At 73.8% G+C, this 23938-nt stretch carries 20 protein-coding genes; 8 read left to right on the forward strand and 12 right to left on the reverse strand.

Annotated elements, in window-relative coordinates; all coding sequences use genetic code 11:
• Positions 1-12: 12 nt before the first annotated feature.
• Complete coding sequence (locus tag H297_RS0128380) at positions 13-330, forward strand: hypothetical protein (protein WP_027739810.1); 318 nt, start codon at positions 13-15, stop codon at positions 328-330.
• A 146-nt stretch (positions 331-476) separates the two neighbouring features.
• Here H297_RS0128380 and H297_RS0128385 read toward each other — a convergent pair whose 3' ends face one another.
• The 8 genes from H297_RS0128385 to H297_RS0128420 form a co-directional block, all read right to left on the reverse strand.
• The gene (locus tag H297_RS0128385; protein WP_027739811.1) at positions 477-1154 is read right to left on the reverse strand and encodes a LuxR C-terminal-related transcriptional regulator; all 678 of its coding nucleotides are present in this window, start codon (positions 1152-1154) and stop codon (positions 477-479) included.
• A gap of 213 nt (positions 1155-1367) precedes the next feature.
• Positions 1368-3188, reverse strand: a complete 1821-nt coding sequence (locus H297_RS0128390; protein WP_027739812.1) for an outer membrane protein assembly factor BamB family protein — start codon at positions 3186-3188, stop codon at positions 1368-1370.
• Between the two features lie 245 nt (positions 3189-3433).
• The gene (locus tag H297_RS0128395) at positions 3434-5302 is read right to left on the reverse strand and encodes an ABC-F family ATP-binding cassette domain-containing protein (protein WP_027739813.1); all 1869 of its coding nucleotides are present in this window, start codon (positions 5300-5302) and stop codon (positions 3434-3436) included.
• Between the two features lie 51 nt (positions 5303-5353).
• Complete coding sequence (locus tag H297_RS0128400) at positions 5354-6316, reverse strand: DMT family transporter (protein ID WP_027739814.1); 963 nt, start codon at positions 6314-6316, stop codon at positions 5354-5356.
• Positions 6313-6801: a YbaK/EbsC family protein gene (locus H297_RS0128405; protein WP_027739815.1), complete on the reverse strand. Its 489-nt coding sequence runs from the start codon at positions 6799-6801 to the stop codon at positions 6313-6315. The genes H297_RS0128400 and H297_RS0128405 overlap by 4 nt, the downstream gene beginning before the upstream one ends.
• A 38-nt stretch (positions 6802-6839) precedes the next feature.
• The gene (locus tag H297_RS0128410; protein ID WP_027739816.1) at positions 6840-8483 is read right to left on the reverse strand and encodes a penicillin-binding transpeptidase domain-containing protein; all 1644 of its coding nucleotides are present in this window, start codon (positions 8481-8483) and stop codon (positions 6840-6842) included.
• Positions 8484-8822: 339 nt separating this feature from the next.
• Entirely contained in the window at positions 8823-9245 is a 423-nt protein-coding gene (locus tag H297_RS0128415; RefSeq protein WP_027739817.1) for a TIGR03668 family PPOX class F420-dependent oxidoreductase, read from the reverse strand.
• A 56-nt stretch (positions 9246-9301) separates the two neighbouring features.
• Entirely contained in the window at positions 9302-11098 is a 1797-nt protein-coding gene (locus H297_RS0128420) for a phospholipid carrier-dependent glycosyltransferase (protein ID WP_027739818.1), read from the reverse strand.
• Between the two features lie 59 nt (positions 11099-11157).
• Here H297_RS0128420 and rsmI point away from each other — a divergent pair, with 59 nt between their 5' ends.
• The 5 genes from rsmI to H297_RS0128445 all read left to right on the forward strand — a co-directional run bounded on the left by rsmI (position 11158) and on the right by H297_RS0128445 (position 15488).
• Positions 11158-12018 carry a 16S rRNA (cytidine(1402)-2'-O)-methyltransferase gene (gene rsmI / locus H297_RS0128425; protein WP_027739819.1) on the forward strand — a complete coding sequence of 287 codons (861 nt, stop codon included), beginning with the start codon at positions 11158-11160 and terminating at the stop codon, positions 12016-12018.
• A 238-nt stretch (positions 12019-12256) separates the two neighbouring features.
• Positions 12257-12616, forward strand: coding sequence for a hypothetical protein (locus H297_RS38880; protein ID WP_486589704.1), 360 nt, complete (start codon positions 12257-12259; stop codon positions 12614-12616).
• A gap of 49 nt (positions 12617-12665) precedes the next feature.
• Positions 12666-13544, forward strand: coding sequence for a TatD family hydrolase (locus H297_RS0128435; RefSeq protein WP_027739820.1), 879 nt, complete (start codon positions 12666-12668; stop codon positions 13542-13544).
• 76 nt (positions 13545-13620) lie between these two features.
• Entirely contained in the window at positions 13621-14550 is a 930-nt protein-coding gene (gene rsmA, locus H297_RS0128440) for a 16S rRNA (adenine(1518)-N(6)/adenine(1519)-N(6))-dimethyltransferase RsmA (protein ID WP_051352247.1), read from the forward strand.
• The gene (locus H297_RS0128445) at positions 14547-15488 is read left to right on the forward strand and encodes a 4-(cytidine 5'-diphospho)-2-C-methyl-D-erythritol kinase (protein WP_027739822.1); all 942 of its coding nucleotides are present in this window, start codon (positions 14547-14549) and stop codon (positions 15486-15488) included. The genes rsmA and H297_RS0128445 overlap by 4 nt, the downstream gene beginning before the upstream one ends.
• A gap of 34 nt (positions 15489-15522) precedes the next feature.
• On the opposite strand, the gene H297_RS0128450 is transcribed toward H297_RS0128445, so the two are convergent.
• The 4 genes from H297_RS0128450 to H297_RS0128465 form a co-directional block, all read right to left on the reverse strand.
• On the reverse strand, positions 15523-16710 hold the full coding sequence (locus tag H297_RS0128450; RefSeq protein ID WP_027739823.1) for a serine hydrolase domain-containing protein: 1188 nt from the start codon (positions 16708-16710) through the stop codon (positions 15523-15525).
• A gap of 164 nt (positions 16711-16874) precedes the next feature.
• Positions 16875-17705 carry an ATP-binding cassette domain-containing protein gene (locus H297_RS0128455; RefSeq protein ID WP_078514737.1) on the reverse strand — a complete coding sequence of 277 codons (831 nt, stop codon included), beginning with the start codon at positions 17703-17705 and terminating at the stop codon, positions 16875-16877.
• Complete coding sequence (gene cbiQ / locus H297_RS0128460) at positions 17693-18457, reverse strand: cobalt ECF transporter T component CbiQ (protein ID WP_027739825.1); 765 nt, start codon at positions 18455-18457, stop codon at positions 17693-17695. Before cbiQ ends, H297_RS0128455 begins: the two co-directional genes overlap by 13 nt.
• An 87-nt stretch (positions 18458-18544) precedes the next feature.
• Entirely contained in the window at positions 18545-19747 is a 1203-nt protein-coding gene (locus H297_RS0128465) for an energy-coupling factor ABC transporter permease (protein ID WP_051352249.1), read from the reverse strand.
• Positions 19748-20020: 273 nt separating this feature from the next.
• On the opposite strand from H297_RS0128465, the gene H297_RS0128470 reads away from it, so the two are divergent.
• On the forward strand, positions 20021-20434 hold the full coding sequence (locus H297_RS0128470) for an SsgA family sporulation/cell division regulator (protein WP_027739827.1): 414 nt from the start codon (positions 20021-20023) through the stop codon (positions 20432-20434).
• Positions 20435-20519: 85 nt separating this feature from the next.
• A complete protein-coding gene (locus tag H297_RS0128475; RefSeq protein WP_051352250.1) occupies positions 20520-23858 on the forward strand; it encodes a S41 family peptidase in 3339 nt (1112 codons plus the stop codon).
• Positions 23859-23938 lie beyond the last annotated feature (80 nt).

A 23938-nucleotide genomic window follows, 5' to 3' on the forward strand; every position in this document is an offset into this window, starting at 1 on the left:
CACTGAAGCGCTATGAGCGACAAGAGCAACAAGTCCGCCGCCCAGCAGGCGGCGCAGGACGTCGAGGAGTTGGAGCGGCGCTCCCAGACCGCCGCGCGGCTGTTCGACGTGCGGCGCATCATCGGCGGCCTGTTCGTGGTCTACGGGGTCATCGTCACCCTCGCGGGCGTCTTCGCCTCCGACGACGACCTCAAGAAGGCCCAGGACATCAACATCAACCTGTGGACCGGCATCGGCATGCTGGTCCTCGGCCTCGCCTTCCTGCTCTGGCTCCGGCTGAGCCCGACCATCCCCCCGCCGTCCCAGGAGGGTGAGGGCGCCGAGAGCTGAGGCACTCCCTGCAACGACCGGCGGCCCCCCGGCCGCGCCCCCACAGGGGCTGCGGCCGGGGGGCCGCCCGCGTCCGGTGACGACGCCCGTCCCCCTCCCCTGCCGCCGCACCACTCCGCTTCCACGGCGACGGCCCGCTGCGGAGGTCAGGTGCCGGCGCTGCCGCCCGCCCGCTCCAGCAGCCCGGTGCGGGCGGCGAGCGCGGCGGCCTCCAGCCGGGAGCCGACCCCCAGCTTCATCAGCACCCGCTGCACATGGGTGCGCGCGGTGCTGGGTGCGATCCCCATCCCCGCGGCGATCAACCGGGTGTCCTCGCCCTCGGCGACCCGCACCAGCACCTCCACCTCCCGCGGGGTGAGCATCTGCAACAGCCGGGTGCCCTCGTCGTCGGGCTCGGCGGCGGGGTTGAGCAGCTCGGTGAAGGACTGGGCGAGCAGTTGCGGTGCGACGGCCGCCTCGCCGGCGCGGGCCTTGATCATGGCCCGTTCGACGCCCTCGATCCGCTCGTCGTGCCGCACGTAGCCGGACGCGCCCGCCGCGAAGGCCGAGGCGATCCCGCGCGGGCTCGGCACCGGGCCGAGCACCACCACCGCGATCTGCGGCTTCTCCGCCTTTATGCGCACGACCGGATCGAAGATCCCCGGCTCGGCGGGGGTGGCCGTACCCAGCAGACACACCTCGGGCGTTCTGCTGATCACCAGCTCGGCGGCGCCGCCACTGGGCGCGGCCGCCGCCAGCACCCGGTGTCCGCGCAGCTTCAGGGCCGAGGCGAGGGCCTCGGCGAGCAGGCGGTGATCGTCGACCACCATGAGCCGTACGCTCATAAAGTTCGCTCCCCCACAGACTGCTGCCACTGCCGAGGCCCGCCCCCCTGCGCACCCCTCCTGCTGTCTCCGGGAAGCTACACGCTCACTCGCCGTTCCGCTCCCCTTACGAAGCGAAATGCCCAAGGGAGAGCTGGAAAGCACTTCGGCCCGCCACGGCGAACCGTGGCGGGCCGAAGGTGCGGGCGGAGCTGGCGGAAGGCGGTGCCCCGGTCAGTCGCCGACGGGGCCGTAGCCCACCGCGAGCCGCGGGACGTCGTCGTCGGAGGGGCGCCGCTCGGAGATCAGGTGATCCTGGAGGAAGAACCTGTTGTTCTCGAAGATGATCGGGGTGTCGACCGAGTACTCGTCGACGGAGAACGCCTCCTCGCCCTGGCCGATGTCCGAGGCGGGCATCTTCAACAGCGTCGTCTGCTTGCCCTTCTTCGGCTCGATGCTGACGATCTGGCCACCGTGCCCGTAGCTGGGGGTCTTGTACGCGAGGACGTGGGAGCCCTGCATCTTGAACGGGAAGATGGTGCGGTCCTCACCGGCGTCCGACTTCCACTTGGGCCTGCCGGAGTCGAAGTCGAACGCCATGACCTCGTTCGTCTCCGACATGTCGGTGGAGCCGTCGTGCTTGGTGGTGGACAGGTAGACCGTGTCGGGACCGACCGCCATCCCGTAGCAGGCGTTGACGTCCAGCTCGCAGGGCTCGTTGTACCGCTTGGCCAGCGAGATCTTGGCCTTGAGCTTCTTGTTCTCGCCGACGGTGAGCACGTAGCTGGTCAGGTCGTCACCCGCGCCGGTGACCAGCACCAGCGGATCGGTGGAGGCGACCCGGACGTCCTTGATGCCCTTGGGCGGCTCGTACTTCCACTTGGCCTTGCCGGAGTCCGGGTCCAGCTTCTGCACGGAGACCTGCGGCTTGTCGTAGTCGTCACCGCACTCGACGACGGCGACCAGCGACTTGCCGCCCTGGTAGCCCTTGTCGCGGCAGTTGCTCGGCTTGGCCTCCCACACCTTCTTCTTGCTGGAGATCTTGTAGCCGACCGAGCCGCCGATCCAGGCCGAGGCGACGGTGTCGCCGCTGATGGCGACGTTGTCGACGGAGCGCGTGTCGGCGTTGGGCATCGTCTTGTCCCAGGCGATCTTCTTCGCGTCCAGGTCCACGACGACCATGCGGCTGCAGTCGGCGGACGGGGAGATGGTCGCCTGGACGACGACGGCGACCTTGTGGTCCTTGGTCATCTCGTTGGACGCCGCGCAGACGTTGCCCTTGAGGGGGATCTTCGTCTGCTTCTTCGTCTTCAGGTCCTGCACGAGCATCTCGTGCACCGAGGACTTGGCGAACACCTTGTCGGTGGCCCAGGCCCCGGCGACGGTGGTGACGTCGTTGACGGAGGGCGCCTTCATGTCGACGATCTGCTGCGCCTGGGTGTTCTTCGGGGGCTTGTTGGCGTTCCCGTCGGCGGCCGGCTTGGGGCCGTCCTTGCCGCCACCGTCCCCGTCGCCGTCGTTCTGAGTCAGGAAGAAGACACCGCCGCCGGCGAGGAGCACGAGGACGACGACGGCCGACACGATGGCGATGACCTTCGTGTTGTTCCTGCCGCCACCGCCGGGCGCACCGCCGGTGGTGTGGGCGTACGGGAAACCGCCGGGCGGCTGCTGGCCGTAGCCCCCGGGCATCTGCTGTCCGTAACCGCCGGGCGGCTGCTGCCCGTAGCCGCCGGGCGGCGGTCCAGGCGGTCCAGGCGGAGGTGGCGGCGGCACGGCACCGAACGCGGCCTGGGTGGGTGCCGCGTGGTCCTGGCCGCCCCCCTGCGGGTAGCCGTAGCCGGGCGGCGCCGCAGGCGGAGGCGGCTCCTTCGACAGCGCACCCGGGCCCTGCGGAGGCTGCGGGGGCTGCTGGGGGTACCCGTAGGACTGCTGCCCCGGGCCCGGCTGCTGCGGGTACCCGTAGGACTGCTGCCCCTGCGGGTCCTGCGGCGGTTCCTGCGGTGCGCCGAAGCCTCCGGACGGCGGGTGGCCAGGAGGCGGAGGAGGCTGCGACATGAACAATCCCTCGTGACGAGGCAGACCGACGCCGTTCCCCCCTCAAACCCCCGTAGGGCGGAGCGAATCGGACATATGGCCTGCCAATGGCAGACTTCTGAGCGGACGTTCTTTCTACCATCGCACCGGATCCGGCCACCGTGCCGGATCCGGCCGCCTTGCGCCGTGACACCGAGTCGCAACAACCTCGGGACCGAGTCGGTACGTGGACCGCCGCCCGCTCCCCCGCCGTGCGGACCGGGGCGCTACGCGCCGGCGGACTCCGCCAGTTCCAGCCAGCGCATCTCCAGTTCCTCACGCTTGTCCGTGATGTCGCGCAGCTCGGCGTCCAGGCCGGCCACCCGCGAGAAGTCGGTGGCGTGCTCGGCCATCTCCGCGTGCAGCGTCGCCGCGCGCTGCTCGGCCTTCTCCAACTGCCGCTCGATGCGCTGCATCTCCTTCTGCGCCGCCCGGGAGAGCGCCGCAGGCTTCCCCGCGGCCCCGCCCTGCCCCGCCGCGGACTTCGCCGCGGAGGCGGCACCGGCGCCGCCCTGAGCCGTGGCGGACGGTCCCGCGGCGGCGCCCCGCGCCTCCATGCGCGCGCGGCGCTCCAAGTATTCGTCGATCCCGCGCGGCAGCATCCGCAGCGTTCCGTCGCCCAGCAGGGCGTGCACCCGGTCGGTGGTGCGCTCGACGAAGTACCGGTCGTGCGAGACGACCACCAGCGAGCCCGGCCAGCCGTCCAGCAGGTCCTCCAGCTGGGTGAGGGTCTCGATGTCCAGGTCGTTGGTCGGCTCGTCCAGGAAGAGGACGTTCGGCTCGTCCATCAGCAGCCGCAGGATCTGCAGCCGCCGCCGCTCACCGCCGGACAGGTCGCCCACCGGCGTCCACTGCTTCTCCTTGACGAAGCCGAACCGCTCGCACAGCTGCGAGGCCGTCATCTCGCGGCCCTTGCCGAGGTCGACGCGGTTGCGTACCGCCTCCACGGCCTCCAGCACACGCATCGCCGGGTCGAGTTCGGCGACCTCCTGGGAGAGGTACGCCAGCTTCACCGTCTTGCCGACCTTGATCCGCCCCCGGGTCACCAGGGGCGAGGGCCGCTCCCCGTGCGTGCGTGCCGTGTCGGCCAGGGCCCGCATCAAGGACGTCTTGCCCGCCCCGTTGACGCCGACCAGGGCGATCCGGTCGCCGGGTCCGAGCTGCCAGGTCAGGCGCTCCAGCAGCACCTTGGGCCCGGCCTGGACCGTCACGTCCTCCAGGTCGAAGACGGTCTTGCCCAGCCGCGAGTTGGCGAACCGCATCAGCTCCTGGCTGTCCCGCGGCGGGGGTTCGCCCTCGATCAGCGCGTTGGCCGCCTCGATCCGGAACCGCGGCTTGCTGGTGCGCGCCGGGGCGCCGCGCCGCAGCCAGGCCAGCTCCTTGCGGACCAGGTTCTGCCGCTTGGCCTCCTCCTGCTGGGCGATGCGCTCGCGCTCGGCCCGCGCGAAGACGTAGTCGGAGTAGCCGCCCTCGTACTCGTGGACCGCGCCGCGCTGCACGTCCCACATGCGGGTGGCCACCTGGTCCAGGAACCAGCGGTCGTGCGTGACGCAGACCAGGGCGGCGCGGCGGGCGCGCAGGTGCCCGGCCAGCCAGGAGATGCCCTCCACGTCCAGGTGGTTGGTGGGCTCGTCCAGGACGATCAGATCCTGCTCGGCGATCAGCAGCTTGGCCAGCGCGATACGGCGGCGCTCGCCGCCGGACAGCGGGCCGATCACCGTGTCCAGGCCCTGGGGGAAGCCGGGCAGGTCCAGGCCGCCGAACAGCCCGGTGAGCACGTCGCGGATCCCGGCGTCGCCCGCCCACTCGTGGTCGGCCATGTCTCCGATGACCTCGTGCCGGACCGTCGCCTCCGGGTCGAGGGAGTCGTGCTGGGTCAGCACGCCCAGGCGCAGCCCGCCCGCGTGGGTCACCCGGCCCGCGTCCGGTTCCTCCTGCCGGGCCAGCACCTGGATCAGCGTGGTCTTGCCGTCGCCGTTGCGGCCGACGACGCCGATCTTGTCGGACTCGTTGACGCCCAGCGAGACGGCGTCGAGGAGGGCCCGGGTGCCGTGCGCCTTGCCGACGGCTTCGAGGTTGACGAGGTTGACAGCCATCTCACTCCTGTCGGGGATCAGCCTCCCAGCGTAGTACGCGCCAGACGGCGGCTACGCACCGTGCAGCATCAGCGCTATCCCGCCGACCAGCAGGGCGCTCGCGGCGGTGCGGGGCCAGCCGAAGCGCTCCTTGAAGAAGAGGGCGCCGATGGCCGCTCCGGCGATGATGGACGACTCCCGCAGGGCGGCCACCGGGGCCAGCGGCGCCCGGGTCTGCGCCCACAGCACCAGGCCGTAGGCCAGTACGGAGAGCACGCCGCCCAGCAGGCCGCGCACCGCGACGGGCCGGAGCAGGCCCGGCAGCCGTCCGCGGTGGGTGGCCAGCGCCCACAGCGGGATGGGGACGCCCTCCAGCAGCATCAGCCAGCCGATGTAGCCGAGGGAGGTGCCCGAGGCGCGGACCCCGACGCCGTCCACGACGGTGTAGGAGGCGATGGCCAGCCCGGTACCGACAGCGGCCGTCAGCGCCGGCCACTGCGCGGCGGCGGACGCGCCACCGCCCGCGCCGCCGGTGTCCGCCGTACCGCTGCTTCCCGGGCCGTCCGCCGCACCGCCGCCCGCCGGGCCGCTGTCCGAGGTGGTGCCTGCCGTCGTGGCGGGCCGGCGGCGCAGCCCCCACAGTGCGACCCCCACCAGCCCGGTGGAGGCCAGCAGGACGCCGGCCAACTGCCAGGGGCCGGGCATCTCGTGCACGAAGACGGCCGCGAGCACGGTCACCACCAGGGGCGCCGTCCCCCGCGCGATGGGGTACATCTGCCCGAACTCCCCCATCCGGAAGGAGCGCATCAGCAGGCCCTGGTAGACGACGTGCAGCGCGGCGGAGACCAGCAGCGCGGGCCAGGCGCCGGCGGCGGGCAGCGGCGCGGCGCAGGCCAGCGCGGCGCCGCAGACCGCACCGCCCGCGCCGACCAACGTGAAGGCGAGGAGTTGGTCCTTGATGCCGTGGGCGAGGGCGTTCCAGGTGGCGTGGGTGAGCGCCGCGGCCAGGACCGCGGCGACGACTACCGGGGTCATGCGGCCTCTTCGCGGACGTCGACGAGGGCGCCGCCCGCCTGCTCGACCAGCGCCGTGGGCGCGAGCGCGAAGACGCTGTGCGGGGTGCCGGCCGCGGCCCACACCGTGCTGTGCCGCAGCAGGCCGCGGTCGGCCAGCACCCGCATCTCGGTGACGTGCCCGAACGGCGGCACCCCGCCGATCGCGTACCCCGTGGCGGCGCGGACGGTGGCCGCGTCCGCCCGTGTGACGGCGGCGCCGCCGAGGACCTCGCGGACCAGTCCGGGAGCGACGCGGGAGGCGCCGTCCATCAGGACCAGCACCGGGGAGCCGTCCGCCTCGAAGACGAGGGACTTCACGATCTGACTCAGCGCGCAGCCGATCGCCGCCGCGGCGTCGGCCGCCGTGCGGGTGCCGTCGGGAAAGGTGCGGACCTCGACATGGTCGAGACCGCGGGCGGCGAGGACCTGCGCGAACCGGGGGTTGACTGTGGCGGACTGCGTCATGGCAGGGACGCTACCTGGGAGCGGCCCTGCCTTTGCCGTCAGCCCCCGGCGGCTGCCAGCACCTTCGCGACGATGGGGCCGGCGTTGTCGCCGCCGTGCCCGGAGGCGGGCACCACCGCTGCGGAGGCCACGTCCCCGGAGTAGGCCGTGAACCAGGCGTTGGGCTGCTTCTGCCCGTCGACCTCGGCGGAACCGGTCTTGGCACCGATGTCACCGCTGAGCCCCGACATCGCCTCGGCACCGGTGCCGCTGGTGGCGGTCAGCTTCATCAGGGACTTGAGGTCCTTGCCGGTCCCGGGCTTCATGGACCGGGCCGCCTTGGCCAGCGTGCGGTCGTCCAGGGACCGCGGCACGATGACCGGCTGCCGGAAGGTACCGCTCTGCACGGTGGCGGCCACCGACGCCATGTTGAGCGGGTTCATCCGCACCGCGCCCTGGCCGATGAGGGAGGCCCCCATCTGCGCACCGGACTGCACGGGGACGCTGCCGTCGAAGGTCCCCGTGCCGGTCTGCCAGGTGAGACCGATGCCGAAGACCTCCCGGGCCTCGTTGGTCAGGTCCTCGTTGCTGAGCTTGGGCGCCTGGGAGATGAAGGCCGTGTTGCAGGAGCGGGCGAAGCTCTGCGCGAACGTGCCGTTCTTGATCTCGAACTTGTCGTCGTTGTGGAACTTGAAGCCGCCGTAGGACACGTACTTGGGGCAGGGGTGCTGCTTGCCGGGCGAGGCGAGCCCCTTGTCGAGCAGCATGGCGCCGCTGATGACCTTCATGGTGGAGCCGGGCGCCAGGGAACCGCCCAGTGCGAGATTGAAGCCCTTGGCCGGGGAGTTGGCGACGGCCAGGATCTCGCCGGTGCTGGGTTTGACGGCCACCACCGCGGCCTTGGGCTTGCCGCTGACCGCCTGCTCGGCGGCGCTCTGGGCCGCCGTGTCGAGCGTCGTGGTGAGCTTGCCCGCGGTGGGCTTGGTGAGTTGCCGCAGCACCTTCCCCGTCTTGCCCTTGGCGTCGACGGTGCGGACCTGGAGGCCGGGAGAGCCGTCGGTCTTGTCGCCGTAGCGCTTGCCGAGGTCGGTGACGATGCCGGCCAGCGCGGGGTGCTGGTCCACGTCGATCGGCTTGCCGTCGCGGTCGACGGCCTTGACGGGCGGGGTGCCCTTCTCGTCGGTGCGCAGGCTCAGCCCGTCCTTGAGCTTCGGGTGCAGCACGGACGGCTTCCAGTCGACCACCGGCTCCCCGGTGGTGGAGTCGCGGACGATCTCCAGGGCCGAGTCGTAGGACCAGGAGGCGCGTTCGCTGCCGTAGGCGATCTTCGCCGCGACGTCGAAGGGCACCTTCTCCCCCTCGGCCGCCGCGGGCTTCAGGCCGACCTTGGAGACGTGCGCCTTGGTACGGAAGGCGGCAAGAGCCTTGCCTGCCGCGGCGGAGTCGTCGGTGAGGGCGGCGGCCTTCTTGGCATCGCCGCCGGACCAGGCGCCGAGGAACTCCTTGGCCGCGGTCCGCACTTCCTTGGCGCTGAGCGGGCCCTTCTTGACCTCACGCCCCTTGCCGTCCGCCGAGGAGACGGTGCCCCCCTTGTCCTCGCCGTCCCCCTCGCCGCCGACGACGGCGTAGACGCCGACGCCGGTGAGCCCGACCACGACGGCGGCAACTCCGCCGATCACGGCCATCTTCTGTGTGTCCCGCATCCGAGTTCTGCCCCTCCACCCCGCCTTGGCCCATGCGGCCGAAGTCCCTACGCGAGGCACCCTAGAGCACGCTCATGACAGCCCGTGCCCCGGTATGCCCGTTTGGCCCCGCCAACCGGCGCTGTGCTGCGCACGATGCACCGGTTCCGGGATTCCGGGCCCTGGAGCGGAACCGCCTGGACGGCCACCGCGCCCCGCGGCCCGTCTGAGGCAGACGCACGGGGTGTGGCGGTCGGTTCCGGATCACGGCATTGTGTCCGAATCGCGATCTTCGCTGATCGTTTCCGTGATCTCCAGGCCAGGAACGGACCGTTTTCGCCCGCACCGCCACGGCGCCCCTCAGGGCCCGTACGCCCAGCCCGTCACGCGCGTCACTGTGATCGCGACCACCGGCCCCTCGGGACGGCGCCGCGCGTACTGCGGGTACTTGGCCACGAGCCGGTCGAGCAGTGCGGCACTCCCGCTCGCTTCACCGTCCAGCAGCCGGGCTCTCCCGTCGGCGCGCACCCACCACAGCCGCGTCCAGTCCTCGGCGTACTCGTCCACCAGGGCGCACACGCGGGGGTTCTGCGCGATGTTGCGCAGCCGGCGCAGGTCGTGGTGGCGCTTGGGCTTGTGGTCCACAGCTGTCACCAACGTGTCCTGGTGCAGGACGAAGGTGGCGGGCACCAGGTGCGGCGCCCCTTCCGCGTCGGCGGTCGCCAGGCGGAGCACCCGCGCACCCGCCAGCCTGCCCCGTGCCTCCGCCTCGGACAGTCGCATGCCGCCTCCCGGTGCGCCCGCCGTCGCCGGCCTCGGGTGGCCGGCGGCGTCGGACGCTAGATCCACGAATCGAGCCACATCCGGTGCCGCCACTCCCCCAACGGAATGGTCTGCCCGGTGTAGATGGGCCAGAAGTAGACGAAGTTCCACACGATCAGCAGCCCGACGACACCGGCCGCGACGACCCCGGCGGCGCGCCGCCGCTCGTCGGTGCCCGGCGGTCCGGCCAGCGCTCCGGCCGCCATGGCCAGGCCGAGGCAGAGGAACGGCAGGAACACCACCGCGTAGAAGAGGAAGATGGTCCGCTCCTGGTAGGCGAACCACGGCAGGTAGCCCGCCGCGACGCCGCACAGGATGGCGCCCGCGCGCCAGTCGCGGCGGAAGAACCAGCGGTAGAGGACGTAGACGAGCGCCGCGCAGGCGGCCCACCACAGCATCGGGGTGCCCAGGGCGAGCACTTCGCGGGCGCAGCCCTCGGCCTTGTCGGTGCAGCCGTCGGTACCCGCCTTGGGGGACTCGTAGAAGTAGGAGACGGGCCGGCCGAGGACCAGCCAACTCCAGGGATTGGACTGGTAGGTGTGGTGCGAGGTGAGGTTGACGTGGAAGGAGTAGACCTCGCTCTCGTAGTGCCACAGGCTGCGCAGCGGGCCGGGCAGCCAGCCCCAGGGCCCGGCGGCGCCCTGCTTGTCCGCCCAGTCGCGGAAGTAGCCGCCCGAGGTGGCGAACCAGCCCGTCCAGGAGGCGGCGTAGGTGGCCAGCGCCAGCACGGGCAGCGAGACGAAGGCGGGCAGCGCGTCCTTGCGGAGCATCGCCAGGAAGGGCCGCGAGGCACCCGCGGTGCGGCGCGCCCCCACGTCCCACAGGACGGTCAGAACGCCGAACGCGGCCAGCACGTACAGCCCGTTCCACTTGGTGGCGAAGGCCAGTCCCAGGCAGAGTCCGGCCAGCAGCCGCCAGGGGCGCCGGCCCCCTCCGGTGCGGTCGCCCACGGAGGCGTCGGGAAGCCGGGCGCCGGTGCCGGGGCCGTCGTCGGTGCCGGCGCGGGGCAGCCGGGCGGCGAGCCGGGCGCGGGTCTTGTCGCGGTCGACGAGCAGGCAGCCGAACGCGGCCAGCACCCAGAACATCACCACCAGGTCCAGCAGCGCCGTGCGGCTCATCACGAAGTGCAGCCCGTCCACGGCCATCAAAGCGCCGGCCAGGCAGCCCAGCGCGGTGGAGCGGAACAGGCGGCGCCCGATGCGGCACAGCATGAGCACCGAGAGGGTGCCCAGCAGCGCCGTCATGAAGCGCCAGCCGAACGGGTCGAGTCCGAAGACCCCCTCACCCAGGCCGATGATCCACTTCCCGACGGGCGGGTGGACGACGTAGGAGCCGTCCGGCGAGAGGGGGATCTGCTGGGGGTGGCCGAGGACGCGCTCGTTGGCGTTGTCCGGCCAGGTGCCCTCGTAGCCGAGGTGGATGAGCGACCAGGCGTCCTTGGCGTAGTACGTCTCGTCGAATATGACGGCGTGCGGGGAGCCCAACTGCCAGAAGCGCAGCACTCCCGCGACCACGGCGACCAGCAGCGGGCCGCCCCAGGCGGCCCAGCGCGCCAGCCGCACGGTCAGCTCGGGGGCCAGCCCGAAGACGGCACCCAGCTTGACGTCGGGTTCGGGGAAGCCGGGGGTCAGCCGGTCGGAGACACCGGGGCGGGGCCGGGCGGCGTAGCCGAACCGGCGCAGCCGCGCCTGCCAGCCGGGGAGCGCCTCGGTGGACTGTTCACTGCCGTCGGCCCTCCCGCTCTCCGGGCCGCCGGGCCCGCTCTGGTCGCGGTCGGCGTCACCCACGGTGTCACTGGTCGTCACGCGGGCCATCGTAGGGATCGTGGGGGCGCTGTGCTCGGGGGCGTCGCCGCCGCTGCGAGGATGGGCGGGTGACTGGAACGCTCGTGCTCGCCGGCACCCCCATCGGTGACCCCTCCGACGCCCCGCCGCGGCTCGCGGCAGAACTGGCCGCCGCCGACGTCGTCGCCGCGGAGGACACCCGTCGGCTGCGCCGGCTCACGCAGGCGCTGGGGGTCGCCCCGGGCGGACGGATCGTCTCCTACTTCGAGGGCAACGAGTCGGCCCGTACGCCCGAGCTGGCCGAGGCACTGGCGGGCGGGGCGCGGGTGGTACTGGTGACGGACGCGGGCATGCCGTCGGTCTCGGACCCGGGGTACCGGCTGGTGGCCGCCGCCGTCGAGCGCGGGGTGCGGGTGACGGCCGTACCGGGGCCCTCGGCGGTGCTCACGGCGCTGGCCGTCTCGGGGCTGCCGGTGGACCGGTTCTGCTTCGAGGGGTTCCTGCCGCGCAAGCCCGGCGAGCGGCTGGCGCGGCTGCGGGAGGCGGCCGGGGAGCGGCGCACACTGGTGTACTTCGAGTCGCCGCACCGGCTCCAGGCGGCGCTGGCCGCGATGGCGGAGGTCTTCGGTGACGGCCGGGAGGCGGCCGTGTGCCGGGAGCTGACCAAGACGTACGAGCAGGTGCGGCGCGGCCCGCTGGGGGAGCTGGCCCGGTGGGCGGCCGAGGGGGTGCGCGGCGAGATCACCGTGGTGGTGCGGGGTGCCGAAGCACCGGCGGCGGGTGAGCTGGACGCCGCCGAGCTCGCCCGCCGGGTCGCCGTGCGGGAGGAGGCGGGCGAGCGGCGCAAGGAGGCCATCGCCGAGGTGGCGCGCACGGCGGGGGTGCCCAAGCGGGAGGTGTTCGACGCGGTGGTCGCGCACAAGAACGCGGGCCCGCCCCCGCCCGCCTGACCTGGGCACGGGTGGCGGTGCGCGGGTAAAGCCGCTGCGCGGTAAGGCAGCGGTTAGGCAAAGGGCGGGCCCATGGGATGCCCCGAACCTTGACGCTCGCCCCAAATCTGCACAAACGAAGAGAAAGTGCGGCCGGCTCTCCTTCCGGTGTGCTCATACGAGGAGTGCACTGGGCGGTGGGCGTACCCCCGTATCCCCCGGTTTCCGGACGGGCGGTGCCCCCAGGAAAGGAGCTGCCATGAACCACGAGCGCGGCACCGGCACATCCGGCACGTCCCCGACCGGCCCGGCCACCACCCCGCACGACCCCGTGCACGACCCCGGGCACTCCGGGCACTCCGGGCACTCCGAGCACAAGGCCGTGCACGAAGCGTATTCCTTCGCCTGCATGCGGTGCGGGCACGGCTGGGAGCAGGCCTACGAGATCCGGCATCTCGCCTACGCCGACGGCACACCCCTGATCGTGTACTACGCCGACGGGGAGCGCGTCCCCTCTCCGCTCACCCGGCCCACCTGCCGCTTCTGCGACGGTCACGTGGTGCGCATCATGCGCTCCGGCCGGGTCTCCACCGCGGAGGCGGCCCTCCCGCACGACTGAGGGCCCGCCACCGGCAGCGGTGTCGTACCGGCGCTCTATCATCGCCGGTATGCCCCCCTCCGCGACCTCGCACAGCACCGCGACGAACGCCGCGAAGGCCCGGGCGGCGCAGGCACCGCCTCCGCCGCCCGAGCCGCTGGCCCACCCGGTCGCGGACTCGCACACCCACCTGGACATGCAGGAGCCGGCCGTGGCCGACGCGCTGGCCGCGGCCGCAGCGGTCGGGGTGACGACGGTCGTCCAGGTCGGCTGCGACCTGGAGCGGTCCCGCTGGGCCGCCGAGACGGCCGCCCGGTTCGCCTCCGTGTGGGCCGCGGTCGCCCTCCACCCCAACGAGGCACCGCGGCTTGCCGCCGAGGGCGGGGACGGCCTGCTGGACGAGGCGCTGGCCGGCATCGAGAAGCTCACCGCGCTGCCCGAGGTGCTGGCCGTCGGCGAGACCGGGCTGGACTACTTCCGCACGGGCGAGGAGGGCGTGGCCGCCCAGCAGCGTTCGTTCCGCGCCCACATCGAGCTGGCCAAACGCGCGGACAAGGCGCTGGTCATCCACGACCGGGACGCCCACGCGGACGTCCTGCGCATCCTCCAGGAGGAGGGCGCACCCGCACGTACCGTCTTCCACTGCTTCTCGGGCGACGCCGAGATGGCCCGGGTCTGCGCCGAGGCGGGCTACTTCATGTCGTTCGCCGGGAACGTCACGTTCAAGAACGCGCAGCCGCTGCGCGACGCGCTGGCCGTCGCCCCGCCGGAGCTGCTGCTGGTGGAGACCGACGCCCCGTTCCTGACCCCCGCGCCCTACCGGGGCCGCCCCAACGCGCCGTATCTCGTCCCGGTCACCCTGCGGGCGATGGCCGCGACCAAGGGCATGCCGGAGGAGGCGCTGGCCCGCCACGTGGCCGCGAACACCGCCCGGGCCTTCGGGTACTGAGCGTGCACGGCGGGCCGGGTGGAGGCCGCGCCGACGGGGCGCGGAGGCTGCCGGGGCACGCCCGTAAACTGGCCCGGTGAGCGCTGTCCCCTCCGACCCGTCCGCCGCCACGCCCGACGCCCCGGGCGGCGGTGCGCTGCTGGGCCCCGCCGACGTACGTGAGCTGGCGGCCGCGCTCGGTGTGCGGCCCACCAAGCAGCGCGGCCAGAACTTCGTCATCGACCCCAACACGGTGCGGCGCATCGTGCGCACCGCCCAGGTCGGGGCGGACGACGTCGTCCTGGAGATCGGCCCCGGGCTCGGCTCGCTCACCCTCGCCCTGCTCCAGGAGGCGGCGGCCGTCACCGCGGTCGAGATCGACGACACCCTCGCCGCCGCCCTGCCCGCCACCGTGGCGGCCCGGCTCCCCGAGCGCGCCGGCCGCTTCTCCCTGGTCCACCAGGACGCCCTGCGGGTGCGGGAGTTGCCCGGACCGGCGCCGACCGCGCTGGTCGCCAACCTGCCCTACAACGTGGCCGTCCCCGTACTGCTGCACCTGCTGGAGACCTTCCCCGGCATCCGGCGGACCCTGGTGATGGTGCAGTCCGAGGTCGCCGACCGGCTGGCCGCCGCGCCGGGCTCCAAGGTGTACGGGGTGCCGTCGGTGAAGGCCGCCTGGTACTGCGAGGTCAAGCGCGCCGGCGCCATCGGACGGAACGTCTTCTGGCCCGCGCCCAACGTCGACTCCGGACTGGTCTCCCTGGTGCGGCGCTCCCACCCGCCGGCCACCCGGGCGAGCCGCAAGGAGGTGTTCGCCGTGGTGGACGCCGCCTTCGCACAGCGCCGCAAGACCCTGCGGGCCGCTCTCGCGGGCTGGGCGGGCTCCGGCGCCGCCGCCGAGGAGGCGCTGCGGGCCGCCGGGGTCTCCCCGCAGGCCCGCGGCGAGTCCCTGACCGTCGCCCAGTTCGCCGCCGTGGCCCAGAACGGTCCCCCGTCCCTGCGTCCCACCGAGGAGCCGCCCGCGTGACCCAGTCAGCCACCGTCCCCGGCGGGACGGTCACCGTTCGCGTCCCGGCCAAGGTCAATGTGCAGCTCTCGGTCGGCGGGCTGCGGCCCGACGGCTTCCACGGGCTGGCCAACGTCTTCCTCGCCGTCGGCCTGTACGACTCGGTCAGCGCCACCCGCGCCGGGGCGTTCCGGCTGACCGTCTCCGGGCCCGACGCCGCGCTGGTGCCGCAGGACCGCACCAATCTCGCGGCGCGTGCCGCGCAACTGCTGGCCCGGCGGGGCGGCTTCGAGCCGCAGGTCCATCTGCACCTGGCCAAGGACATCCCGGTGGCCGGCGGCATGGCGGGCGGCAGCGCCGACGCGGCCGGCGCGCTGCTGGCCTGCGACCGGCTGTGGGGCCTTGAGACCCCGCGCGAGGAACTGCTGGCCCTCTGTGCGGAGCTGGGCTCGGACGTGCCGTTCAGCTTCACCGGCGGCGCCGCACTCGGCCAGGGGCGGGGTGAGGTACTGACACCGCTGGAGGTGGGCGGCACCTTCCACTGGGTGTTCGCCGCCGCGGAGGGCGGGCTGTCCACCCCGGACGTCTACCGCGAGTGCGACCGGCTGCGCGAGGCGGCGGGCACCGGCTCGGCGGCTTCCGACGTCCCCGAACCCGCCGCCTCCCCGGCGCTGTTGGCGGCCCTGCGAAGCGGCGACCCGCAGGCGCTGGCCGCCGCCCTGCACAACGATCTGCAACCGGCCGCCCTCTCGCTGCGCCCCGCGCTGAACGACACCCTCACGGCGGGGCTGGAAGCGGGCGCGCTGGCCGCACTGGTCTCCGGTTCGGGCCCGACCTGCGCCTTCCTGCTGCCCGACGCGGACTCCGCCGCCCGCACCGCCCACGCCCTGACGACCTCCGGCACCTGCCGTACGGCCCGCCCCACCGCCGGCCCCGCGCCGGGCGCCACGGTGGTGTGAGGGCCGTCCTGTCCGGGCCCGCGCCCCCGCGGCGTCACCTGGGCGTCGCCCCCGGTGTCACGGCACGCAGCGCCCGTACCAGGGCCTGGGCGCGGGGGTCGCTGGTGACCGAGCGGTGCAGGGTGCCGGTCACGTAACCGAACGAGGTAGCGGACTCCGGGTCGGCGAAGCCCAGCGAACCGCCGCGTCCCGGGTGCCCGAAGGAGCCGGGGCCGAGCATCGGGCAGGCCGGGCCGTGCAGCATGTAGCCGAGTCCGAACCGGGTGCCCACGACCAGCACCCGGTCGGGGCCCTCGGACTCCTGGGAGCGCGCCTGGGTGAGCGTCGCCGGGGTGAACAGGCGGCGCGCCCCGTCCAGCGGGCCCAGCAGGGCCGCGTAGAAGGCGGAGAGGGAGCGGGCGGTGGCGATGCCGTTGGCGGCGGGCAGTTCGGCGGCGCGGTAGGCGGAAGCGTTCTCGTCGGGCCGGGGTGTGACGGCGTCGAAGGCGCGGCGGGTCAGGGAGTCCGGGTCGGAGTAGGCCTCGGTCACCGCGCGTTTGGGCCGCGTCCGCAGCGCGCCGGGGGGCGGCACCGGCGCCACCTGCTCGGCGACCCGGGCGATCCGTCCTGCGGCGGCCACCTCCTCGGGCAGGCCGATCCACAGGTCGAGCCCCAGCGGCTGGGCGACCTCGTCGGCGAACCAGCGGCCCAGGCTGCGGCCCCCGCCGGCCCGGCGTACCAGTTCGGCCAGCAGCCAGCCGAAGGTGTGCGGGTGGTAGCCGTGCTCCTCCCCCGGCTGCCACACGGGCGCCTGCGCGGCCAGCGCCCGCGGCCCGGCGGCCGGGTCCAGCGCCTGCTCGGGGGTGAGCGGGGTGTCCGGGGCGGGCAGTCCCGCGCGGTGGGCCAGCAGGTGGCGGACCAGGACGCGTTCCTTGCCGGCGGCCTTGAACTGCGGCCAGTACACGCCGACGGGCGCGTCCAGGTCGAGCTGTCCGCGCTGGTGCAGCAGGTGCGGGACGGCCGCGGCCACGCCTTTGGTGGCCGAGCGGACGAGGACGGCGGTCTCCGCGCTCCAGGGCGCGGCGCCGGGGTCGGCCGGGTCGGTGGTGCCGCCCCACAGGTCGACGACCTTGCGCCCGTCGTGGTGCACGGCCACGGCCGCGCCCCTCTCGCCGCGCTCGGCGAAGTTGCGGACGAAGGCGTCCCGGACGGGCTCGTACCCCTCCGCCACCGTGCCGTGCACCGTAGCCGCCGTGCCGGGTCCCGCCGCCGCTGCGCCGGGCTCCCCAGTCGATCCGTGAACGACCTCAGCCACGTTTGATCCGCTCCTGTCGCCTTGAGGGCGCCTGTTCGCCTTGAGGCGTTTTCGTGCGCCGCGCCCTCCATGGTCCTATGCGGCCGGGAGCGCTATGCGACGGGGGCGGTCACCGAACGGGGGTCGAAACCGAACGGCAGTTCCAGCCGGTGGGCGCGCATCAGCTCCGCGTCGGACAGCAGGTCCTGGGTGGTGCCGTCGGCCACCAGCACGCCCTCGCTCAGCACGACGGAACGCGGGCACAGCTCCAGCGCGTACGGCAGATCGTGCGTGACCATCAGCACGGTCAGGTCCAGCGACCTGATCAGGTCGGCCAACTCGCGGCGGGCCGCCGGGTCCAGGTTGGAGGACGGCTCGTCCAGCACGAGGATCTCCGGGCGGGAGGCCAGCACGGTGGCCACCGCCACGCGGCGGCGCTGCCCGAAGGAGAGGTGGTGCGGCGCCCGGTCGGCGTGCTCGGCCATCCCGACCCGCTCCAACGCCTCCTGCACGCGCGCCTCCAGAGCGGCGCCCCGCAGCCCCGCGGCGGCAGGGCCGAAGGCGACGTCCTCCCGCACGGTGGGCATGAACAGCTGGTCGTCCGGGTCCTGGAAGACGATGCCGACCCGGCGCCGGATCTCGGGCAGGTGCGCCCGGGTGGCCGGCAGCCCGGCGACGGTCACCGTGCCGGCGCCCGGCGTGAGGATGCCGTTGAGGTGCAGCACCAGCGTGGTCTTGCCCGCGCCGTTGGGGCCGAGCAGGGCGACCCGCTGACCGCGGTCCACGGTCAAATCGACGCCGAACAGCGCCTGGTGCCCGTCGGGGTAGGCGTAGGCGAGCCCGCGCACTTCCAGTGAGGGCACCTGCGCGGCGGCCTCGGCGGACTCGGAGGCGGCAGGTTTGGGGGTGGCGGGGGCGTTCGTGGAGGCAGTCACAGGGTCCATCCCAGAAGGCAGATCGCGAGGGCGGCGAGCGGCAGCGCCGCCGAACGGGCCCACTCGGCCCGGGCGGCGGGTCCGTCACCGAGAGCGGGCGGCATGGTGCCGGTGTAGCCGCGGCTGAGCATCGCCAGGTGCACCCGTTCCCCGCGCTCGTAGGAGCGGATGAACAGCGAACCGGCCGACTTGGCGAGCACACCCCAGTGGCGCGGGCCGCGCGCCTCGAAACCGCGGGAGAGGCGGGCGGTGCGCATGCGGCGCATCTCGTCGCTGACGACGTCGGCGTAGCGCACCATGAAGGTGGCGATCTGGCACAGCAGCGACGGCATCCGCAGCCGGGCCAGCCCCAGCAGCAGGTCGTTCAGCCCGGTCGTGGAGGCGAGCAGCACCGAGGCGGCGACCCCGAGGGTGCCCTTGGCGAGCACGTTCCAGGCGCCCCACAGGCCCGGCTGGGACAGCGCCACGCCCCACACCGTCACCCGCTCGCCCTCCGCGACGAACGGCAGCAGCACCGCGAACGCCACGAACGGCACCTCGATCGCCATCCGCGTCAGCAGGTGGCGCGGCGGGACGCGGGAGGCTGCTGCCACGGCCGCCAGCAGCACCGCGTAGCCGGCGAACGCCCACACCGCCTCGCGCGGGGTGGCCACCACCAGGACGACGAAGCAGAAGACGGCCGCCAGTTTGCAGTGCGCGGGCAGCGCGTGCACGGGCGAGTGCGCGTGCCGGTAGAGCTTGTGCGCATGTCCTGCACCCATCGGCCTCGTCCCCTTCCTCCGCCGGTCCCCGGTGGGGCTTGACGGGTCGGTCTCTCCGGTAGGTCCCCGCGGGCCGGCCCCGGCCTGCTAGCTCCGGCCGGGGGCGGCGCCACCGGTTTCGGTCACCCCCTGGGGGGCGGGCTCCCCCGCGGAGCGCCGCCGGCGGACGACCACGAACACGCCGGAGCCGACCACCAGGGTGGCGCCCACCCCGACGAGGCCCGCGAGGCCGCCGGAGAGGCGGGCGTCGGCGATGTCCTTGACGCCGTAGTCGGCCAGCGGCGAGTCCGCGGCGGCGTGGTCCTTCTCCTTCTTGTCGATGCCGTTGTCGGCGGCGACCTTCTCCAGGCCGTCCGGGCTGGCGGAGGCGTAGAAGCTCAGCCCGCCCGCACACAGCACGGTGACGACCAGCCCGGTGACCCACAGCGGCCGCGCGGAACGGCGCCGGGGGGCGGGCGCCGGGGCGGAGGCGGGCCGTCCTGCGGGGGCCCCGCCGGTGGTGCCCTCGCCGGTCGCGGGTGCGGCCACCGCGTCGCCGGCCGCGGGCCCGTCCCCGGTGGCAGCCGCCGGGTCCCCGGCGGGGGCCGCCAGTGGGGAGGGGCGCAGTTCGAGGCGGGGGGCCAGCCGGTCGCGGGCGGCGTACACCAGGTCGGGCCGGACGGCCACCACCGCGCCGACCGTGGCAGCGGTGATCACGGCCTCGCCGAGCCCGATGAGCACGTGCACGCCCACCATCGCGGCGAACACCTTCCCCAGGGCCACGTCGGTGGTGCCGCCCAGCGCGTAGACGACGGTGAAGACGACCGCGGCGGCCGGTACGGAGATCAGTGCCGCGACGAACGAGGCGACCGTCACGGTGGAGCGCCGGCGCGGCAGCACGCGCAGCAGTCCGCGGAAGAGGGCGTAGGCGACCACGACGGTCACCAGGCCCATGTCCGTGATGTTCGTGCCCAGCGCGGTCAGCCCGCCGTCCGCGAACAGCACCCCCTGGAGCAGCAGGACGACGGACACGCACAACACGCCCGTGTACGGCCCCACAAGTATCGCCGCCAGCGCCCCGCCGAGCAGGTGCCCGCTGGTGCCCGCCGCGACGGGGAAATTGAGCATCTGCACGGCGAAGATGAACGCCGCCACCAGGCCCGCGAGCGGCGCGGTGCGTTCCCCCGCCTCGCCCGGCCCGCCGCCGAGTTCGCGCCGGGCGCCACGCAGGGAGACGGCGACAGCCACGGCGGCGACCACGCCGGTACCGGCAGAGACGGGGGCGTTGATGAAACCATCGGGTACGTGCATGGGGACGCTCCGCTTCTCGCTCCGCTGGTCAGGACGGCCCGTTCGGGTCAGGGCGACACGCTCGGTAACGGCTCAGCTTTTTGAGAATAGCGGCCATGTGCAAAGGGTTTGCAAGAGGAAGAACACGCAAAAAGGACTCCGCCGCCCCCTGTGGCACACCTCACCAGGCTTCCCGGGTGACTGACGGCCCGTCTCACGCGTCTGACAGGGCGAGGGGGCAACCCGGACCGAGCGACGAGCGGATCCGGAGAACCCCGACCCAGAGGAGCAGACGTGTCCAAGGTCATCACCCGCACCGTGCCGGCCCAGCTGATCACCCGGCCCCCCGCCACCCGCCCCCTGACCCCTGCTCTGCGCTACGACACGGCCGACCCGCTGGCCGTCACCCTCGTCTTCCCCGCCGAGATCTCCCTGGACGGGGAGGACGTCGCCTGGGCCTTCTCCCGCGACCTGCTGGCGGAGGGCCTGCGAGGGCCCGCCGGGGAGGGCGATGTGCACGTGTGCCCGTGCGGGCAGCGGCGGACGGTGGTCGAGCTGCACGCCGGGGAGGGCGTCGCCGTGCTGGAGTTCCCCAGCGCCGAGCTGCGGGCCTTCCTGCGGAGCACCTACGAGGCGGTGCCGGGCGGTGCGGAGGGATCGCTGCTCGATCTGGAAGAGGGGTTCGCCGCGCTGCTGCGGGGGGTGTGAGCCGCCGCGGTCCGCTTCGAAGGCGCACTGCTCCGCTCCGCTCGGGGTCCGGCACGACTTGCTGCCGGCCAACTCGCCCCGAACCATGGGAGGGATGATCGACGACGGCGCGTACCTGCGTTTTCCGCACCTGCACAGCGACCTGCTCTGCTTCGTGGCCGAGGACGACCTGTGGATCGCCCCGCTGCCGGAGGCGGGCCGGGCGTCCGGGCGGGCGTGGCGGCTGACCGTCGACCGTACCCGCGTCGGTCACCCCCGCTTCTCCCCGGACGGCCGCCGGCTGGCCTTCACCACGTGGCGCAGCCTCGACCCCGAGGTGCATCTGGTGCCGGTGGACGGCGGCGCCCCGCGGCAGCTGACCTACTGGGGCGCCACCGACACCCGGGTGTGCGGCTGGACCCCCGAGGGCGACGTCCTGGCCGTGGCCTCGCACGGCGAGCCGTTCGCGCACCGCGCCTGGTCCTACCGCGTCCCGGTGGACGGCCCCGACGGCCCGCCGGCCGACCGTCCTGCCGCGCCGTGCCCGGGCAGCAGGCTGCCGTGGGGCCCGGTCAGCGACATCGCCGTCGCCGAGCAGCAGGGCGAGCGGCGCACGCTGCTGCTGACGGGGACGCCGCCGCACGAACCGGCGAGCTGGAAGCGGTACCGCGGCGGCGCCACGGGGCGGATGTGGCTGCAGGGTGAGCGGCTGCTGCCCGAGCTGGAGGGGCACCTGGACGCGGTGCTGCTCGTCGGTGACCGCGTCGCCTTCCTCTCCGACCACGAGGGCGTCGGCAACCTGTACTCGTGCCGTCCGGACGGCTCCGATCTGCGCCGGCACACCGACCACGACGCGTTCTACGCCCGGCACGCGGCCACCGACGGGCGGCGGGTGGTCTACCAGTGCGCGGGGGAGCTGTGGCTGGTCGACGACTTCGCCGCCACGGCCCGCCCGCGGCGGCTCGACGTACGCCTGGGCGGGCACCGCACCGGCCGCCGCCCCTACCAGGTGCCGGCCGGGGCACATCTGGACGGGCTGGCCGTCGACCCGACGGGCCGGGCCAGCGCGGTGGCCGTCCGCGGCAGCCTGTACTGGCTCACGCACCGCGACGGGCCCGCGCGGGCCATCGCCGACACCCCAGGGGTGCGGGTGCGGCTGCCGGAGATGCTGGGCGGCACCGGGCGGATCGCCTACGTCACGGACGCGGACGGCGAGGACGCCGTCGAGATCGCCGACCTGCCCCGCGCCTCCCGGCAGCGCCCCGCCTACCGGGTCGCGGGCGGGCAGCTCGGGCGGGTGCTGGAACTGGTGGCCTCCCCCTCCGGGGAGAAGCTGGCCGTCGTGGCGCACGACGGGCGGCTGCTGATCCTGGACGTCCCCGACCTCGACCCCGAGGCGGACGCGCCCGAGGCGCCCCTCACCGAGCTCGTCCGGTCCCGTAACGGCCCGGTGCGCGACCCCGCCTTCTCCCCCGACTCCCGCTGGCTGACCTGGGCGCACCCGGGGGTGGGGCGGTCGCTGTCGTCCATCAGGCTGGCCAGGATCGCCGAGCCGGCCGAGGGGGAACGCGCGGTCCTGGACGTCACCGACGGGCGGTTCGAAGACGAACAACCTGTCTTCACCAGGGACGGCCGCTATCTGGCGTTCCTGTCCTGGCGTGGCTTCGACCCGGTGTACGACGTGCACACCGGGGACCTCTCCTTCCCCCTGGGCTGCCGCCCCTACCTGGTGCCGCTGGCTTCGGCGACGCTCTCCCCGTTCGCCCTGACCCCCGAGGGCCGCCCCGCCGCCGGGGGCCTCGACCCGCAGGACCGGATGGACGGCACATCGGACGAGGAAGGGCCCGACACCCCGGTGCTCGTGGAGGCGGAGGGCCTGGCGAACCGGGTCACGCCCTTTCCCGTGACGGCCTCCAAGTATGCGGCGCTGCACCCGGTGGCCGGGGGCGGTCTGATCTGGCTGCGGTTCCCCATCTCCGGTGCACTGGGCGAGACCTTCGTCAACCCGGCCGACACCTCCGGCCGCCCCACGCTGGAGCACTTCGACCTGACCACCGCCAAGCGCACCGAACTGACCAGCGACATCGACTGGTTCGCGGTCAGCGGCGACGGGTCGCGGCTGGTCGTCAACGACGACGGGATCCTCCGTGTCGTCCCGGCCGACCAGCAGGCCGACTCCGACAGCACCACCTACGTCGACATGCGCCGGGTGCTGCACGACGTCGATCCGGCCGCCGAGTGGCGGCAGTCCTACGCGGAGGCGGGGCGGCTGATCAGGGCCTACTTCTGGGACCCGGGAATGAGCGGCATCGACTGGGACGCGGTCCTGCAGCAGTACCGCCCGCTGGTCGAACGGGTCGCCTCGCCCGACGAGTTCGCCGACCTGCTGCGCGAGGTCCTCGGCGAACTGGGCACCTCCCACGCCTACGTCACCCCCGCCCGGCGCGACGAGGGGCCGCCGCACTACCAGCGGCCGATCGGCTTTTTGGGAGCCGACCTGGTCCGCACCCACGAGGGCGGCTGGCAGATCGGCCGCATCCTGCCGGGCAACTCCTCCGACTCCCGCGCCCGCTCCCCACTGGCCGGCTCCCCCGTGCGCGAGGGCGCGCTGCTCACCCACGTCGACGCCCGCCCCGTCGACCCGCACAGCGGCCCCGCCCCGCTGCTGGCCGCCGCGGGCGGCACCACCGTGGAGCTGACGCTGGAGCAGCAGGGGCCGCGCCGGGTCGCCGTCGTCCCGCTGATCGACGAGCGCCCGCTGCGCTACCAGGACTGGGTGGCCAGGCGCCGCGAGGTGGTCCGGGAGCTGAGTGACGGGCGGTGCGGCTATCTGCACATCCCCGACATGGGCGGGTCCGGCTGGGCGCAGTTCAACCGCGACCTGCGCCTGGAGGTCTCCCGGCCCGCCCTGATCGTCGATGTGCGGGGCAACGCGGGCGGGCACATCAGCGAGCTCGTCCTGGAGAAGCTCACCCGCACGATCCTGGGCTGGGACCTGACCCGCGACGCGGAGCCCGTCTCCTACGCCGGCAACGCGCCCCGGGGCCCGCTGGTGGCCGTCGCGGACGAGGCCACCGCCTCCGACGGAGACATGATCATCGCCGCGTTCCGGCAGCTCGGGCTGGGCCCCGTCGTCGGGGCCCGCACCTGGGGCGGCGTCGTCGGCATGACGGGCCGCCACGAGCTGGGTGACGGCACGGTGATCACGGTCCCCATGAACGCGGCGTGGTTCGAGGGGTACGGGTGGTCGGTGGAGAACCGGGGGGTCGACCCGGACATCGAGGTGCTGCGCACGCCGCTGGACTGGGCCGAGGGCCGCAGCTCGGTGCTGGGCACGGCGGTGGCCACCGCCCTCGATCTGCTGGCCCGCCATCCGGCCCGTACCCCGCCGGACTACCGGGACGTCCCCGACCGCTCCCGGCCGCCGCTGCCGCCCCGTCCCTGACGCCCGGAACCGGCCTCCGGCGCGCCCCGGACCTTCCCTTTCATCCGGAATGCACCATTCGCACCGGTGTGCGAGGGTGG

This window comes from Streptomyces sp. CNT360 (assembly GCF_000424785.1).